Origin of the sequence: Pseudonocardia yuanmonensis (assembly GCF_039542425.1) — a bacterium.
GTDB lineage: Bacteria > Actinomycetota > Actinomycetes > Mycobacteriales > Pseudonocardiaceae > Pseudonocardia > Pseudonocardia yuanmonensis.
Window position 1 is genome coordinate 129576 of record NZ_BAABIC010000013.1, and the last position, 14986, is coordinate 144561.

Genomic DNA, 14986 nt, shown 5'->3' on the forward strand with positions numbered 1-14986 from the left:
CCGGTCGGCGGTTCGACGCTCAGCGGCGTGCGACGCACTCCGCGGCGAAGGCGAGCTGCCCGAGGTGAAACGCCCGCGAGAGCCGGTGATGGTCGAGATTGTGGCCTGCACCGCGCTGGATCCGGGCGGTCACCCAGGGCGCCGAGCTGAAGGCCTGGGCGAAGGCCGCCAGCCGCTCCTCGTCGACGACCCACAACCCATCGTGCTCGGCGAGTGTGTAGTGGACGGGGACGACCACGTCGGCCGCGATCCTCCTGTGCTCCGCGGGCCACCCGTCGATGATCTCCAGCATCTCCGTCAGGGGCAGCGGGGCGACGCTCACCCGGGCCGCGTCGACGGCGTCCTCGTCCACCGTGCCCGCGGGCCCGTACAGCAGCGCGCGCCGCTGCGGAGCCGGGAGCTCCACCGGGCCCGCGCCTGCTGGGATTCCGTGCCAGGCGTCGACCACGTGCGCCGGCGACCGGTCCCCCACGCCGTGCAGCGAGATTCCCAACAGCGGCCACTCCGGCCTGCGGGCAGCCAGGTGGGCCGCGATCGCCGAGCCGATCGAGTGCGAGACCACGACGATGCCCGGCCGCGTGCCGCCACGCTCGCTCCACAGCGCACCGACCGCCTCGTCGAGGATCGCCGCGGAGCGCGCGAACGTCAGCTCGTCCGCCACCGGTCCATCGCTCCCGCCGTGTCCGGGCCGGTCCAGCGCGACGACCTCGAATCCCGCTGCCGCGCCGACGTCGAGCAGCGAGTGCCCGGGGACGTCGAAGTACCCGCAGTGGTAGCCGCCGCCGTGCAGGGCGACCACCAGTGGGGTGTCCTCTGCGACAAGCCCGGTGCCGCGGCCCGCGACCCGCCCTGCGGCGGTGCGCAGCTCGATGGGCATGCGTGTCGCCGCGGTTCTTGTCATGGTCATCCTCTCGTCGTGCGGGGCCGCTCGGTCTGCGTGATCCGTCGGGCGCTGTGCAGAGTGGTGGACGGCGTGATGCCGTAGCGGGCGCGGTAGTCCTGCGCGAACCGGCCCAGATGAACGAACCCGCAGGCCAGGGCGATGTCCGCAACCGTCGTATCGTTCGGGGAGCCGGACAACATCCGATGGGCCCGCACGAGCCGCTGCTCGCGCTGGTAGCGGGTGAGCGAGGTGGCGAACCGCGACCGGAAGCCCTCCTGGAGCGTGCGTAGCGACACCCCCGCCGCCGCGGCGAGCTCCTCGGGGCGCAGCGGGGCGACCGGGTCTGCCGCGATCCTCTCCGCCACGGCACCCGCCGCCCGGTGGCCACGTGCTCCACCGCACCGGGTCAGGGCGGCGGCGTGGTCGTGCGGCTGGGCCAGCAGGAGGGTGGTGACCAGCATGCGTTCCAGCTCCGCACCCGCACCCGGAGGCAGGACGCCGCTGTCGAAGCGGTCCACCGTCGAGGCCGCCAGCCGGAGCACCCCGGGCCACGGCGAGTCGTCCGGAACACGCAGGTCGAAGGTCAGACCGTGTGGCGGCTCCGTCCCGACCCGGGAGAACGCCTGGTCGACGACGGCGCGCGGCAGCTTCGCCGCGACCTGCGCCGTCCGGGGGGCGAACCGCAGGCACAAGCGCTCCCCCGGCGAGATCACGCAGGCCCGGCCCGCGGCGATCCGGTGCCGTCCCAGATCGGTCGCGACGTCCATCCCACCGCTGAGCGCGAGCACGGCGGTGTAGTAGTCCATCGGAACCCGGCCTGTGACCTCGGCCTCGCCCTCGTACAGTGCGGAGAGCAGCGTCGACGTGCCGATCGCGACGGCGTGCACGCGCGACCCGAACTCCCGGGGACGGGTCGCGCGCAGCCGGTGCGCCGACATCACGCGGCCCGCCACCTCCTCGGCCTCGTCGAGTGCGGTGGTCTGCATGCGGGTGTGTCTGCGCAGCGGCAGGGGCGTCGTCGTCATCTCGGTCCTCCGTGCCCGACAGGCACCCGCTACACGCCTGCCCGCGGGGCCAGGTCCTCGGCGAGTCGGCGGAGGCGGACCCGGTCGATCTTGCCGACCTGGCTGACCCGTGGCATCTCCACCAGCACCTCGACATGCTCGGGCCACTTGTACTTCGCGACCTCCAGGCGCTCGAAGTGGGCCCGGACGGCGTCGAGGTCGATCTCCGCGCCCTCCCTCGTCACGACGAAGGCACAGGCCCGCTCGCCGAGCCGAGGGTCGGGCATCGCGACCAGCGCCGCCTCGGAGATCGCCGGGTGCGAGCCGAGCAGCAGCTCGACCTCCTCGGTGTTGATCTTCTCTCCGCCTCGACTGATCATGTTCTTGATCCGGCCCTCGACGGTGTAGCAGCGCACTCCCGCGATGATCCGCTCGGCCATCAGGTCCCCGGTGCGGTAGAACCCGTCGACGGTGAAGGCCCGGCGGTTGTGCTCGGCGGAGTCGTAGTACCCGCGCAGCGTGTAGGGGCCGCGGGTGCAGAGCTCACCCACCTCGCCGGGCGCGACCTCGTCCTCGGTCCCGGGCTCGTACAGGCGGATCTCGTCAGCGCTCGAGATGGGGACACCGACGCTTTCCGCTCGCGCGTCGAGCGGGTGGTCGAGCGGGGTGGTCAGGCACAGGCCCTCGCTCATCCCGAAGATCTGTCCGGCCCAGATCCCGTGGGCGTCCAGGGCGTCGACATGGGTGCGTGGGACCTTCTTGCCGCTGAAGAGGACCCGGCGCAGCCAACCTGCCGCGGCGAGCCCCTCGTCGCGGGCGATGTCGTAGGCGAACGGGCCGAGCAGCAGGTCAGTGGCTTCGTTGCGGACCACGAGATCGACGGCGGCCCGCGCGTCGGGCACGCCGAGGACGAGCGTCGCGCCGACGCTGTGCGGACCCTGCAGCCCGATGATCACCCCGGCGTTGTGCACGATCGGCATCATGAAGGCCATCCGGTCGCCCGGACCCCAGCCCATCGCGCGGGCGAGACTCGCACCGCAGAGCCAGTACGGGGCCTGCAGGCACGGGATCACCTTGGGCACGCCGGTCGTACCGCCGGACAGCTGGAACGCCGCCAGGGACTGCATGCCCAGCCCCGCCTGCACACGCTCAACGACCGCACGGGCCGCTGCGGGGTCGATGTCGTCCCCGAGGTGGTCGAGCTCGACCGCACGGGGGTCGGACGCGGCGCCGTCGGACACGAGGACCGTCCGCTCGGTGCCGGCCGCCTGCTCGAACGCAAAGGCGACCAGGTCGAAGCGCGGGTCCGCGGCGGCGACCAGGTGGGCGACGGGCGAGGTCTGGCGGGCGATCTCACCGATCTCGTGTCCACGGTGGAGCGGCAGCGTGCAGACCGGCACCAACCCGGCCTTCAGCAGCGCGTACCACGCGACCACGGTATGGACGGTGTTGTGCACCTGCAGCAGCACGGCGCCGCCGGGGGCGAGCCCCAGCCCGTTCAGGCCCGCGGCGCGCTGGTCGCTGAGCCGGTCCAGCTCGGCGAAGGTCAGGCTGTCGGCGCCGCAGACCACCGCGTCCGTCGTCGGGTGCTCGAGCGCGATCGTGTGGAGGTGCTCCGCGATCGTCGGTGTCTGCCAGAGGCCCTCGCGGACGTAGCGCGCCTCGACCTCGGGCGGGTAGCGGACAATCTTGGCGTCAGAAGCGAGCGTCATCGCACGTCTCTCTCGTCGGGGCGTCAGCGTAGGTCGCGCTCGTAGCCGAGCACCACGTCGCGGTTCTGGCGGCGGAAGTCGCGGTAGGAGACCCGGCCGGTCCGCATCAGGTACTCCAGCGCGAACTTCGTGGGGTGGGTGATCGTGCGGCCGGGCAGGCCCTCGTACCAGTCGATGCTCCGTTTGGCAGCGGCCTGGAAGGCGTCCGCGACGGGCTTGCGGGTGCGCTCGAACTCCTTGAGGCCCACCTCGACGTCCCAGCCGGAGCCGGCAAGGGCCTTCGTGAGGTACACGGCGTCCCGCATCGCGAACCGGGTGCCCGACCCGATCGACGGGTGCACGGTGTGCAGCGCGTCCCCGATCAGGACGAGGTTGCGGTGGGTCCAGCGGGCGCAGCCGAGGAACTTCGTCTGGAACCACGGCGAGTGGTTGCTCCTCAGCGGGGCGCCGTCGAGCGAGCCGGCGAACAGTTGCTCGCACAGCGCCCGCGACTCCTCCTCGGTCATCTCGCCGAACCCGAGCCGGTCGAAGGTCTCCTGGCCGACTTCGACGGTGAAGTTGCTCATCTCCGGGGAGAACTGCGAGGCATGGCTCATCAGCAGGCCGTGGTCGCTGTTCTGCAGGATGATCGACGGCGGGTAGGCCTTGGGCGTGCCGTACCAGGCCAGCCAGTTCGTGCCCAGCTCCTCGGTGGGGGCGAACTGCTCGGCAAACCGCGCCCGGGTCCGGCTGTTCACCCCGTCCGCGCCGACCACGAGGTCCCAGTCCGCCAGCTCGGCCTCGCTGACGGCGGCCTCCGCATCGTGATCGACGGTCACGCCCGCCTCGCGGGCGATCCGTTCCAGCGCCGCCAGCAAGGTCCAGCGGGCGTTGAGGAAGCTCCGCCCGACGTGCACCGGAACGTCCGTCCCGTCGAGGCTGAGCACCATCTCCTCGTGACTCATGCCCGCGGTCAGGGCGTCGACGACGTCCGGGGCGGCGGGCCGCAGCGCCTCGGCCGCACTCTCGCTGAACGCCACCCCCCAGCCGTAGGTGACGCCGGGCGGGTTCTGCTCGCGGACCTGCAACGTCGCCGTGGGGACGGCCCGCTTGGCGAGGAGCGCGAAGAACAGGCCGGCGGGTCCGCCGCCGACCACCAGGATCCTCACAGTCCGGTCCCCTTCCACAGCGCCACCTGACGCGCGACGCGCTCACCGAGCGACGCGGCGGTGCGCAGGTCGCTGTCCTTCATGCCTTCCAAGCCCTGGTCCGAGTTGGACTGGGCCATCGCGCCCGCATAGGCGCCCAACCGGTTGAGCTCGGCGTCCGACCCGGAGCTGCGCCCGTTGCCGTCCAGCAGACCCAGGCCGACCCAGACCATCCCGTGCTGCATCGCGAAGAGCCACAGCTGGGTCAGGGTGTTGAGCTTGTCCCCCGAGTGACCGCTGGAGTTGGTGAACCCGGCGGCCAGCTTGCCCTTCCAACCCTGGTCCAGCCAGATCTTGGAGCTTGCCTCCATGAACGTCTTGAACACGGCGGAGCCGCTGCCCATGTAGGTGGGGGTGCCGAGGACGAGCGCGTCGCACCCGTCGAGCTGTCGGGGATCGAGGGCGACCTCCTCGGCGAAGTACAGCGAGACCTCGGTTCCGGGGACCGCGGCGGCCCCCTCCCCGACCGCTCGGGCCTGGGCGGCGGTGTGGCCGAAGCCGCTGTCGTAGACGACTCCGATGGAGCCCACGTGGGTCACCTCGTTTCGTGTGGTGGCGCGGTGCCGAAGCGCTCCGCGAGCCAATGGTGGACATGCGTGGCGGCAGCGGCGTAGCCGGTCGGCTCGCCCTCGGCCACCGGCTGGCCGAAATGCTGTCCGCGCACGACGTGGTGCGTGAGATCGGCCGCCCCGAGAGCGGCGACCATCCGGGCGCCCGCGGCGGGCCGCGCCGCCTGGTCCCCGCTGAACTCGACGTACAGCGTCGGCACTGTCACGCTGGGGGCGCAGCGCACGAAGTCCGCGCGGGTGTGGTTCGCCGACCACGTCGAGAGCCACGAGTCGGGGGTGGTGAGCCTGCCGAACCCGACGAGCCCGTAGTTGATCAGGTCCGGCCGGTGCCCGAACAGCGACCCGTAGTGCCGGTCGTTGGGCTCGATGGTCAGGTCCACGTACGCCGGGTCCGCGTCGGTCCGGTAGGTGGTGAGGATGCGCGGAGCCAGCGCCGCTCGCCGGTCGGCCGGGTCCTTGCTCCTGCTGAACCGGGCTCGCATTCGCGCGACCTCGTCGGCCGCGGCGAGCGCCCGTGCGTCGATGCGGGCGATCCGCTCGGCCTGCGCGAAGCGGTAGGCAGCGAGGAAGTCCGCCGAGTAGCGGCTCGGTTCCGGCGGCGCCGCGAAGCCGTTGCGGGCCGAGTACACGTCGAGCGCGGGATCCACCGACATCGGGTCCGTCTCGTCGACGACCGACGGGTCGATGCAGTGGCGCAACACCTGCCCCTGCCCGGGATGGGGCGCGAGGAAGATCGCCCCGTCGGGCATCGGCATCCGCGTCCCGGGAAGCGAGACCGGTCTGCCCGCCGGAGTCACATCGAGGCGCCGCTCGGGCTCCGTCGCGGCCTGTTCGATGTAGAAGGCCGAGAGCGTGCCGCCGCCGGAGTGGCCGAAGGTCAGCACCGTCTCGAAGCCCAGGTCGCGCAGCAGGACGTGTCCGGCCGCTGCGTCGAGCAGGGCCTGCTCGTGCACGAGCGCGATGTCGTTGTTGGGCGACCGCGTGCCCTGGGTCCAGACCGACACTCCCGCCCGCAGGAACTCGGGGATCATGGGGTGATGGGTAAGGGACTGCCGGGGGTGCATGACCGTGACCACCGCAGTGGCGCCGTGGAGAGCGTGCAGGACGCCCTCCACCTTGGCCCCGTCCGCGGTGGTCAGCTGGTGAGTGGCGATCGTGACGCCGGGTGGCGGCTCGGACGTGTCGACGTCTCGCCCCGCACCGAGACGGTCGACGGCGACGGGGCTCACGGTGCGTCGTCCCGCGGCTCGACAACCAGCTCGACCTTGTCCCAGCGCGACACCCGGCCGCCCTCGACGGCGGCGATCGAGCTGTACCAGACCGCGTTGCGACAGCCGGTCGCACCGCGTTCGATCCGGATCTCGCCGACCGCTTCGACCTCGAGGTAGGGCCCGCGGCGGCGGACGGTCGTGTCCGGGTCCTTGCTCGCGACTTCGGCCAGTGGCCGGAAGTCGTCGAGGTCGAGGACGTAGAGGGTGGTCATGCGAACGTCACCAGCTCGGCCTCACCCGCGTAGCGCTCGGCGATGAGCCTCGCCTTGCGGGCGAAGAACTTCTCCAGTGTCGGCTCGTCCTCGCCGGTCACGTCCATGAGGGCGTCGACGCTGACGTTCGCGTCGATGTCGTCCTCGACCGTGATCGCCCGCAGCGGGCGGGTGATCTCCATCAGGTAGCCGTTGGGATCGGTCACGTAGATCGACTCGACCGTTTCGTGCCGGACCTGGAGCTCGCACGGCCAGTCGCTGGCATCGAGCCGGCGGCGATACTCCTGCAGATGCTCCTCGGAGTCCACGTGGATCGCCAGGTGCCGGGCTCGATGGATCAGCTCCGGAATCGCGTTGTCCCGGTAGGGCTCGACCCCGAAGTAGTAGAAGAACGCCAGCCGGTCGCCGTTGCCGATGTCGAAGAAGAAGTGGATGAAGTCCGGGTGGTCGCCCGGACCCCAACCCAGGGCGCAGGTCGCGTGCACGACGGGGAACCCCAGCACGTCCCGGTAGAACGTGATGGTCCCCCGGGGGTCGAACGTCGGGAACGCGGCGTGGTCTACCCCTCGGACCACGTGCGCTCGTTCCGTGGTGGACATCGGATGACTCCTCCCGCGTCGGACGGTGCGGGCTCGAGCCTAAGGCGATCTGTCGCATGCGTCAAGAAACTGACGTGTGCGTATCGCTCAGTCTTCTTCGCGGAGCAGTCTGGCCAGGTAGTCGAGGTCCTGCTGCAGGAGTGCGACGGCGCCGAGCGGCGTGGGTGCGCTGGGGCGGCGCTCGTCGACCTGCGCGACCATGGCCAAGGCGTTGGCCGCGATCTGCTCGGCCACCGGGTCGGCCGGATGAGCGGGTGCGGGGTGGAACCACCAGGCCACCCAGTTGCACATACCGATGATCGACAAGGCCGTGACGCGACTGTCGAGCGGCCGGAACAGCCCGGCCGTGACGCCCTCGTCCAGCACAGCCGTGATCTCGCGCAGCACGGCCCGGCGGGACTCCAGGTGACGCTCGGCGATCTCGACGGGCAACGACTGCTCACTGCGGTCGAGCGTCCGGAACTGGGCCGGATGCTCCGCTCGCTGCAGGACGAGCGTCCGGACGAGCGTGCGCAGCTTCTCCGCGGGATCGAGGTCCACCCGCTCTCGCACCGCACGGAGAGTGTCGGCGGCCTCCTGGCTCGTCGCCTCGACCATCGCGACGAGCAGCTCCTCCTTGCTCCGCACGTAGTTGTACAGGTTCGGCCTGCTCAGCCCCACCGCGTCCGCGACGTCCTGCAGCGTCGTGCCCTCGTAGCCGCGCTCGGCGAACAGCCGCATCGCCTGCTCCAGGATCTCGCTCATCAGGAGCTTGCGCCGCGGCGCGGCCTGCTTCCGGGGCCCCCGGCCGCTGCCACCCCGCTCGGCGTCCTCCGTCACCCGGCCACCGTAGACGGCGATCGCTCCCATGACCGGCCACTCCTCCTCGTCCGGCCGGCCCCGGCCAAGATGGGTCGGAGAGATCGACCCGGCCCTTACCAAGCCGACTGACGCCTGCCAGGTCTACTCATGCCGGCCATGGGTAGACCGAGCTACGCACAGGGGAGGCCACGCAATCTTGCAGGATATGCCGGACACAAGTCTCTGACCTGCGAAAATGGAGCCGCCTTGGGGAGTCGAACCCCAAACCTACGCATCACGAGGATTGCCGTCGATGGGGCCGTGCCAGGTACTCGTCGCATCAGTGCAGCTCAGACGCTCGCGGCAGGGCGCGGCTGGTATCGCCGGAACCAGGGGGAGGCCACGAAGGAGGCCACGGCCCCGGCTGACGGCGGCCGCGATGACCACCCCCGTCTGCCGGTCACCGTCATCGGCTCCTCGGGCGGCTGCCGTTCCGAGGATGGGCAGCCGGATCGGCTCAGTGGACCGTCTCGACGATCTCGTGGCGCGGGACGCCCACCTTCTCCAGGGCGCGGTAGAAGCTCGCCGGGTCCGCCCAGTCCTCGGGTGCGAAGGCGCCCGCGCGGGTGCCGGCCTCCTCGAGGGCGAGGACGGCGAACGCCGCGGTCGCGGTGCCGGTCACCCCGCCCATGTTGTTGAAGGCCCTGCCGGTGCTCATCGCGGTGCGCCGGGTGGAGACCGCGGGCTTGCCGTCCTTCGTTCCGTAGACCCGGGCCAGCAGGCCGCCACGGTACGGATAGACGTACTTGACGGCGGAGGTCGCGACGAACTTCGCGAGCTCGCCCGCGGTGGAGTCCTTCCGTCGGACCTGCGCGGTCATGCCGCGGAAAGCGTTGCGCCAGCCGGTGCCCGACCCGAGGCCGCCCTTGACGATGTCCTCGATGAAGTCGACGGCCTCGGCCGCGGTCATCCGACCCTGCTGCGCGGCGAGCCCCATGCCGCGCGCCAGCCCGTTGAGCGGGGCGGGGTCGAGGCCGCCGACACAGCGGATCCGCTGGGCGTCCGGGTAGCGGCGCGGCAGGGTGACCGGCTCGGGATGGGCGGTCTCGTAGAGCAGAACATCGGGTTGCCCGGCGAGGATCGGGACCCGCCCGGTCTCCACGAATGTCTCGTGCACGACCCGGTGCCCGTCCTCCCACGTGACGCAGTCGCCCGCCGAGATGTGCAGGAGGTGCTCCAGGACGGCCCGGCCCACGTTCGGCCGCTCGTCGCCCACCAGCCAGCACAGGTCGATCATGTCGACGGTGTCGAGGTCGCCTGCGGCGTCGACGGCCATGACGTTGGACATGCCGGGTGACGCGCCGCAGCCGACGTAGATCGGAATGCCCGCCGCCTTGGCCTTCTGGTCGACGGTCAGCGCGTGCTCGGTGCTCTCGACGTCGTCGTCGAAGTCGAGGTAGGGGACTCGCGCGGCGAGGCACGCCTCGATGACCGGGCCGGAGGTGCGGATGTAGGGGCCGGCGCCGAGCAGGACCAAGGACGCGCCGTCGACCAGCGCGCGGAGCGCGTCGTCGTCGAAGAGGTCCAGCCGCTGAACCGTCGCCCGGCCCGCCGGCAGCTTGCGCGCCAACGCCTCGAGGGGTTCCGTCCGGAGGTCGGTGAGGACCAGTTCCAGGTTCCCCGGAGCCTGCGCGAGCCGTTCTACGGCCACCCGACACATCTCCCCGCCAGCTCCGATGACGACCACCCGCTGCGCTGGCTCTGCCATAGCTCTCTCCAATCTCGAAGTCGATTCGAGTTTGAGTAATGCGACGCGGCGTGTCAAGCTGCGTATCGGAAGTCGATTCAAGATCGGGAGACGCCATGGACAGCGTGAGACACGTCGACGTGCTCGTCGTCGGGGCCGGGATCTCCGGGATCGGTATGGCCCACCACCTCAGGGCGCGGCGGCCGAGCACGTCCTTCGCGGTCGTGGAGGCTCGTTCGGTGATCGGCGGTACGTGGAGCCTGTTCCGCTACCCGGGGATCCGGTCGGACTCCGACATGCCGACGTTCGGCTACGGCTTCCGGCCCTGGCCGCACCGCGCGACCATCGCCGCGGGCGGGAGCATCCTGGCCTACCTGCGCGACACCGTCGACGAGGCGGACCTCGCCCAGCACATCCACCTCGGCCATCGGGTCACCGCGGCCGACTTCGACACCCACACCGGGCGCTGGACGGTGACCACCCGCGTCGGCGACGGCACCGCGACCTTCGTCGCCCGCTTCCTGTTCCTCGGCACCGGCTACTACGACTACGACCGCGCCCACGTGCCGGAGTTCCGCGGCGTGTCCGACTTCCGTGGCGCGGTGGTCCATCCGCAGTTCTGGCCGGAGGATCTGGACTATCACGGGAAGCGGGTGGTGGTGATCGGCAGCGGTGCCACCGCCGTGACGCTGGTGCCGACCCTGGCCGAACGGGCCGCCCACGTGGTGATGCTGCAGCGCTCACCAAGCTACGTGCTCTCGATCCCCGCCGAGGACCGTGTCGGTGCCGCCCTACGGGTGCTGCTCGGGCCGGAACGGGCGCATCGCCTCGTCCGGCGCAGGAACATCGCCCTGAGCAGGGGACTGTTCAGGGCGTGCCGACGGTTCCCGCGGCTGATGCACCGGGTGCTCGTCGCGAGCGTTCGTTCCCGGCTTCCTCGGCACTTCGACGTGGACACCCACTTCAGGCCCCGCTACGACCCGTGGGACCAGCGCCTGTGCATGGCCCCCGACGGTGATCTGTTCCGGGCGCTGTCCTCGGGGCGGGCGTCGGTGGTGACCGACCGCATCGACCGGTTCACCCCCACTGGCGTCCAGCTCGAGTCCGGGCAGCACCTGGCCGCGGACGTGGTGGTCACCGCGACCGGGCTGGACATGCTCGCGTTCGGGCGGATCGCCCTGTCCGTCGACGGGAAGCGGGTCGACGTCGCGGACCGCGTCGCGTTCAAGTCGATGATGCTGTCCGGGGTGCCCAACCTGGCCTTCGCGCTCGGGTACAGCAACATCTCCTGGACGCTCAAGGTCGACCTGGTCGCCGAGCACCTCTGCCGGCTGCTCGATCACATGGATGCCCACGGCCACGACGTCGTCGAACCGGTGCACGAGGACCCCGATGCCGAGCGCCATCCCCTCCTCGACCTGAGCGCCGGCTATGTCGCGCGTGGCATCGCCGCCTTCCCGAAGGCGGGCGGCTCGGGCCCGTGGACCCAGGCGCACGCCTACGAGCAGGACGTAAAGCGGCTGCGCCACGGTCCGGTCGAGGACCCGGCACTGCGCTTCCGAGCCACCGCGCCGCTCGTGCAGGTCGGCTGACGTGAGTGCGGTGCAACCCCGCGAACTGTCCTTCACCAGCCACCGCGTGCGGTGCGCCGCGTGGCACCTGCCCGGGACGGGCGACGCGCCGGCTCGCCCCTGTGTCGTCATGGCGCACGGCTTCGGCGGGACACTCGACACCGGCCTGTTCGCCTTCGCCACGCCCTTCGCCGAGTCCGGGTGGGACGTGTTCGCCTTCGACTATCGGGGGTTCGGCGCCTCCAACGGGCGACCCCGCCAGGACGTGTCGGTGCGGCGCCAGCGCGAGGACTACCACGCCGCCGTCGACGCGGCGCGGCACCTGCCGGGCGTCGACCCCGACCGGATCGTGCTCTGGGGAACCTCGTACTCCGCGGGACATGTGGTGGCGGTCGCCGCCGGCCGCCCGACGATCGCCGCCGCGGTGTCGATGACCCCCGCCGCGGACGGACTGGCGAGCCTCGCCCTGATCATCCGCAGGCACGGCGTCGGGCATCTCGCGCGGCTCGCCGCGCACGGCCTGGTCGACGCCACAGCGGCAATCCTCCACCGGCGCCCGCACCAGGTGCCGATAGTCGGACGGCCCGGCACCACCGCCATGATCACCGTGCCGGGTGCCGCCGAAGCCTACCCGTCCCTCGCCGGCCCCACCTGGCGGAACGAGGTCGGCGCGCGGCACGCCCTGGAGGTCGCCCGCAACCGCCCGGTCGCCGCGGCCAGCGGCGTCCGTTGCCCGGTCCTCGTCCAGATCGGGACACGGGACCAGGTCGTCCCGGTCGGCGCGGCCCGACGGATGGCGCGCAGGCTGGGGCCTCGGGGGTGTCTACAGGAGTACCCGGTCGACCACTTCGACGTCTACGCCGGGCCCTGGCAGCGCAGAGCCGTCACGGACCAGATCGCTTTCCTGCGTCGAGTGCTGGACTAGCATGTCGATCCATGGTCGAGTTCGCCGTGCCCCCATACGCCTCGTGAGCGGCCCGCGACGGTCCGCCGCGGTGGTACCGCAGGCACCCGCTCGGCCGCATGCCGTGCTCCAGCGCAGAGGTGTCGAGCGGGTCCAGGCGATCCTCGACGCGGCCGAGCAGCTCCTCGAGACCGGCGGCTACGAAGCGGCCACCCTCAAGGCGATCGGGCAGCGCGCCGGCATACCGACCGCCTCGGTCTACCACTACTTCGCCGACCGCTTCCAGGTCGACGCCGAGCTGATCCGACGCCACGTCGGCCACCTCGACAAGCGCATCGACACCGGCCTACAGCAGGACTCGCCCGACTCGCTGCGGGCCGCGGTGGACGCCGTCGTTGATCCGATGGTGGCGTACTTCCGGGCGCACCCGAGCTGCGTCGAGCTGTGGTTCGGCCGCCGCAACGCCACGCTCGACGAGCTCGTCCGTGCTTTCGACGAGTCGCTGGCCGACCGCCTGTGGCAGCTCGCCCTCGACCAGGGCCTCCTGCGCGCGGAGACACCGCGGCTGGTCATGCAGCTGGCCTTCGAGGCGGGCAGTCGACTGTTCGACGTCGCCTTCCGCAGTACCCCGACGGTCGGGGACGACGCAGTCCTCGACGAGGCCCGCCGCCTGGTCACCGCCTACCTGCAGCTGTACGCGCCCTGATCTGACGCGGTGCGCCCGCACCCGGGGCCTCGCATAGCCGTTGAACCCGATATCGAATCGAATTCGAACGAGGAGCGAGTCATGACGGATGTCGACGAGGTGGACGTGGTCGTCGTGGGCGCGGGCCTCTCCGGCCTCACCGCCGCCCATCGGCTCCGGCAGCGCGGACTGTCGGTGCGGGTCCTGGAGGCGAGCGGGCGGGTCGGCGGCCGGACGCGGGACCTGCACGTCGCCGACGGAGTGGCGGCAGAGGGCGGGGGTCAGTGGATCGGCGCCCTGCACACCAGGATGTTCGCGCTCCTCGACGAGCTCGGGCTGGACACCTTCGCCACCCATACCGCGGGGAAGACCATCTACCGACGGCGCGGCCGGTCGCGGACCTTCACCGGAACCATTCCGCCGATGCGCCCCTGGGCGATCGCCGACTTCGCCCAGGCACAGCTGCGGCTCGAACGCATGGCCAGGCAGGTCCCGGTCGAGGCGCCGTGGACGGCGGTGAAGGCCGTCGCCTGGGACGGCACGACCTTCGGCCACTGGCTCGACACCCACTGCCACGCCGCCGAGTCCCGGCATATGTTCACCTTCGGGTTCAGCCTGATCTTCTGCGAGGACCCCCATCGGACCTCGCTGCTCAAGGTCCTGCACGCGATCGCGACGTGCGGCGGTGTCGACTTCATGCTCAACACCGAGAACGGCGCCCAGGAGACCCGCATCGTCGGCGGCTCCCAACGGCCGGCGACGGTGCTCGCCGAACGACTCGACGATCAGGTCCTGCTCGACACACCGGTCACCGGGATCCGGCAGGACGCCGAGGGGGCGGTCGTCGACACCGCCCGGGGGTCGCTCCGGTGTGACCGGGTGGTCGTGGCGATGTCCCCGGCCGACGCCGGGCACCTCGGTTTCACTCCGGGGCTCCCCGTCCGGCGCGCCGCGCTGCAGCGGGTGTGGCACAACGGCACAGAGAGCAAGGTGTTCGCCGTCTACGACCGCCCGTTCTGGCGCGACGAGGGCCTGAACGGCTCGGCTGTCACGGACCTCCCGACCGCGCACTACGTCATCGACAACTCGCCGCCGGACGGGAGCGTCGGGATCCTGCTCACCTTCCTCGGCACCGCGGGCTCTGGTGGCGGGCACGCCTGGCCCGACCCCGTCCTTGACGACCCCGCAGGTCGCCGCGCAGCGGTGCTGGCCGACCTGGTCACGCTGTTCGGCCCGCAGGCCGCGCAGCCGACGCAGGTCCTGGACCAGAGCTGGGTCGGCGAGCCGTGGATCACCGGATGCGTGTCCACCCGGTCGCCGGGCGTCATGACCGCCTACACCGACGCGGTGACGACACCGGTCGGTCGAATCCATTGGGCGGGAACCGAGGCGGCACCGAGGTTCGAGGGATACCTCGAGGGCGCCGTCCGTTCGGCCGAGCGCGCCGTCGACGAGGTCGCGACCGCCATCCAGGGTGACCGCCCCCGCGAGACGCTGCGCTCGACCTGACGTGTCACTGCGCCGGAACTCCTGCCGGACATGCCCTCACTGACGAACACACACCGATGGAGGCCACGCGGCGGCCCTCTGACCAGGGCAAACAGTCACAGAGGAGGCCACAACACAGATCCCTGCCGACCGAAGATCGCGCGGCAGGCCTCTGACCTGCGAAAATGGAGCCGCCTTGGGGAGTCGAACCCCAGACCTACGCATTACGAGTGCGTCGCTCTAACCGACTGAGCTAAGGCGGCGTGGTGCGACATCAGTCTACCTACCGCCCTCCGCGCGGCGACCGGACCCCCACCCCCTCACTCGGACGGGTGGTCTTCGCAGCTCAGGCGGGCCGCCAGTACGCACGGACG

14 protein-coding genes and 1 tRNA gene are annotated in these 14986 nt (G+C 71.3%); 4 read left to right on the forward strand and 11 right to left on the reverse strand.

Translation table 11 applies throughout. The annotated features are described in order from the left end of the window. Positions 1-19: 19 nt before the first annotated feature. The 10 genes from ABD990_RS19955 to ABD990_RS20000 form a co-directional block, all read right to left on the reverse strand. Positions 20-877, reverse strand: coding sequence for an alpha/beta hydrolase (locus tag ABD990_RS19955; RefSeq protein WP_345382127.1), 858 nt, complete (start codon positions 875-877; stop codon positions 20-22). Between the two features lie 26 nt (positions 878-903). Next, on the reverse strand, positions 904-1908 hold the full coding sequence (locus tag ABD990_RS19960; protein WP_345382128.1) for an AraC family transcriptional regulator: 1005 nt from the start codon (positions 1906-1908) through the stop codon (positions 904-906). Positions 1909-1937: 29 nt separating this feature from the next. Beyond that, entirely contained in the window at positions 1938-3599 is a 1662-nt protein-coding gene (locus tag ABD990_RS19965; RefSeq protein WP_345382130.1) for an AMP-binding protein, read from the reverse strand. A 23-nt stretch (positions 3600-3622) separates the two neighbouring features. Further along, positions 3623-4747 (reverse strand): FAD-dependent monooxygenase, encoded by a 1125-nt coding sequence (locus tag ABD990_RS19970; protein WP_345382131.1) that lies wholly within the window; start codon positions 4745-4747, stop codon positions 3623-3625. Continuing rightward, positions 4744-5316, reverse strand: coding sequence for a flavodoxin family protein (locus ABD990_RS19975; protein ID WP_345382132.1), 573 nt, complete (start codon positions 5314-5316; stop codon positions 4744-4746). The genes ABD990_RS19970 and ABD990_RS19975 overlap by 4 nt, the downstream gene beginning before the upstream one ends. A gap of 5 nt (positions 5317-5321) precedes the next feature. After that, complete coding sequence (locus ABD990_RS19980) at positions 5322-6584, reverse strand: alpha/beta hydrolase (protein WP_345382133.1); 1263 nt, start codon at positions 6582-6584, stop codon at positions 5322-5324. Beyond that, positions 6581-6838, reverse strand: a complete 258-nt coding sequence (locus tag ABD990_RS19985; RefSeq protein ID WP_345382134.1) for a hypothetical protein — start codon at positions 6836-6838, stop codon at positions 6581-6583. Before ABD990_RS19985 ends, ABD990_RS19980 begins: the two co-directional genes overlap by 4 nt. Continuing rightward, the gene (locus tag ABD990_RS19990) at positions 6835-7437 is read right to left on the reverse strand and encodes a VOC family protein (RefSeq protein WP_345382135.1); all 603 of its coding nucleotides are present in this window, start codon (positions 7435-7437) and stop codon (positions 6835-6837) included. The genes ABD990_RS19985 and ABD990_RS19990 overlap by 4 nt, the downstream gene beginning before the upstream one ends. A gap of 87 nt (positions 7438-7524) precedes the next feature. Further along, a complete protein-coding gene (locus tag ABD990_RS19995; RefSeq protein ID WP_345382136.1) occupies positions 7525-8286 on the reverse strand; it encodes a TetR/AcrR family transcriptional regulator in 762 nt (253 codons plus the stop codon). 448 nt (positions 8287-8734) lie between these two features. Continuing rightward, entirely contained in the window at positions 8735-9985 is a 1251-nt protein-coding gene (locus ABD990_RS20000; RefSeq protein ID WP_345382137.1) for a saccharopine dehydrogenase family protein, read from the reverse strand. 95 nt (positions 9986-10080) lie between these two features. Between ABD990_RS20000 and ABD990_RS20005 the strand changes: the two genes are divergently transcribed. The 4 genes from ABD990_RS20005 to ABD990_RS20020 all read left to right on the forward strand — a co-directional run bounded on the left by ABD990_RS20005 (position 10081) and on the right by ABD990_RS20020 (position 14633). Continuing rightward, positions 10081-11556 (forward strand): flavin-containing monooxygenase, encoded by a 1476-nt coding sequence (locus ABD990_RS20005; protein WP_345382138.1) that lies wholly within the window; start codon positions 10081-10083, stop codon positions 11554-11556. Between the two features lie 10 nt (positions 11557-11566). Continuing rightward, the gene (locus ABD990_RS20010; protein WP_345382139.1) at positions 11567-12460 is read left to right on the forward strand and encodes an alpha/beta hydrolase; all 894 of its coding nucleotides are present in this window, start codon (positions 11567-11569) and stop codon (positions 12458-12460) included. Positions 12461-12563: 103 nt separating this feature from the next. Continuing rightward, the gene (locus tag ABD990_RS20015; protein ID WP_345382140.1) at positions 12564-13145 is read left to right on the forward strand and encodes a TetR/AcrR family transcriptional regulator; all 582 of its coding nucleotides are present in this window, start codon (positions 12564-12566) and stop codon (positions 13143-13145) included. Between the two features lie 81 nt (positions 13146-13226). Further along, positions 13227-14633: a flavin monoamine oxidase family protein gene (locus tag ABD990_RS20020; RefSeq protein WP_345382141.1), complete on the forward strand. Its 1407-nt coding sequence runs from the start codon at positions 13227-13229 to the stop codon at positions 14631-14633. Between the two features lie 165 nt (positions 14634-14798). On the opposite strand, the gene ABD990_RS20025 is transcribed toward ABD990_RS20020, so the two are convergent. After that, positions 14799-14875: transfer RNA gene (locus ABD990_RS20025), tRNA-Thr, on the reverse strand. Positions 14876-14986: the final 111 nt, after the last annotated feature.

Bases quoted from the DNA above. Each gene is read 5' to 3' on its own strand.
- ABD990_RS19955 (WP_345382127.1), bottom strand. From the start codon at position 877: ATGCCCATCGAGCTGCGCACCGCCGCAGGGCGGGTCGCGGGCCGCGGC.
- ABD990_RS19960 (WP_345382128.1), bottom strand. From the start codon at position 1,908: ATGACGACGACGCCCCTGCCGCTGCGCAGACACACCCGCATGCAGACC.
- ABD990_RS19965 (WP_345382130.1), bottom strand. From the start codon at position 3,599: ATGACGCTCGCTTCTGACGCCAAGATTGTCCGCTACCCGCCCGAGGTC.
- ABD990_RS19985 (WP_345382134.1), bottom strand. From the start codon at position 6,838: ATGACCACCCTCTACGTCCTCGACCTCGACGACTTCCGGCCACTGGCC.
- ABD990_RS19990 (WP_345382135.1), bottom strand. From the start codon at position 7,437: ATGTCCACCACGGAACGAGCGCACGTGGTCCGAGGGGTAGACCACGCC.
- ABD990_RS19995 (WP_345382136.1), bottom strand. From the start codon at position 8,286: ATGGGAGCGATCGCCGTCTACGGTGGCCGGGTGACGGAGGACGCCGAG.
- ABD990_RS20000 (WP_345382137.1), bottom strand. From the start codon at position 9,985: ATGGCAGAGCCAGCGCAGCGGGTGGTCGTCATCGGAGCTGGCGGGGAG.
- ABD990_RS20005 (WP_345382138.1), top strand. From the start codon at position 10,081: ATGGACAGCGTGAGACACGTCGACGTGCTCGTCGTCGGGGCCGGGATC.
- ABD990_RS20020 (WP_345382141.1), top strand. From the start codon at position 13,227: ATGACGGATGTCGACGAGGTGGACGTGGTCGTCGTGGGCGCGGGCCTC.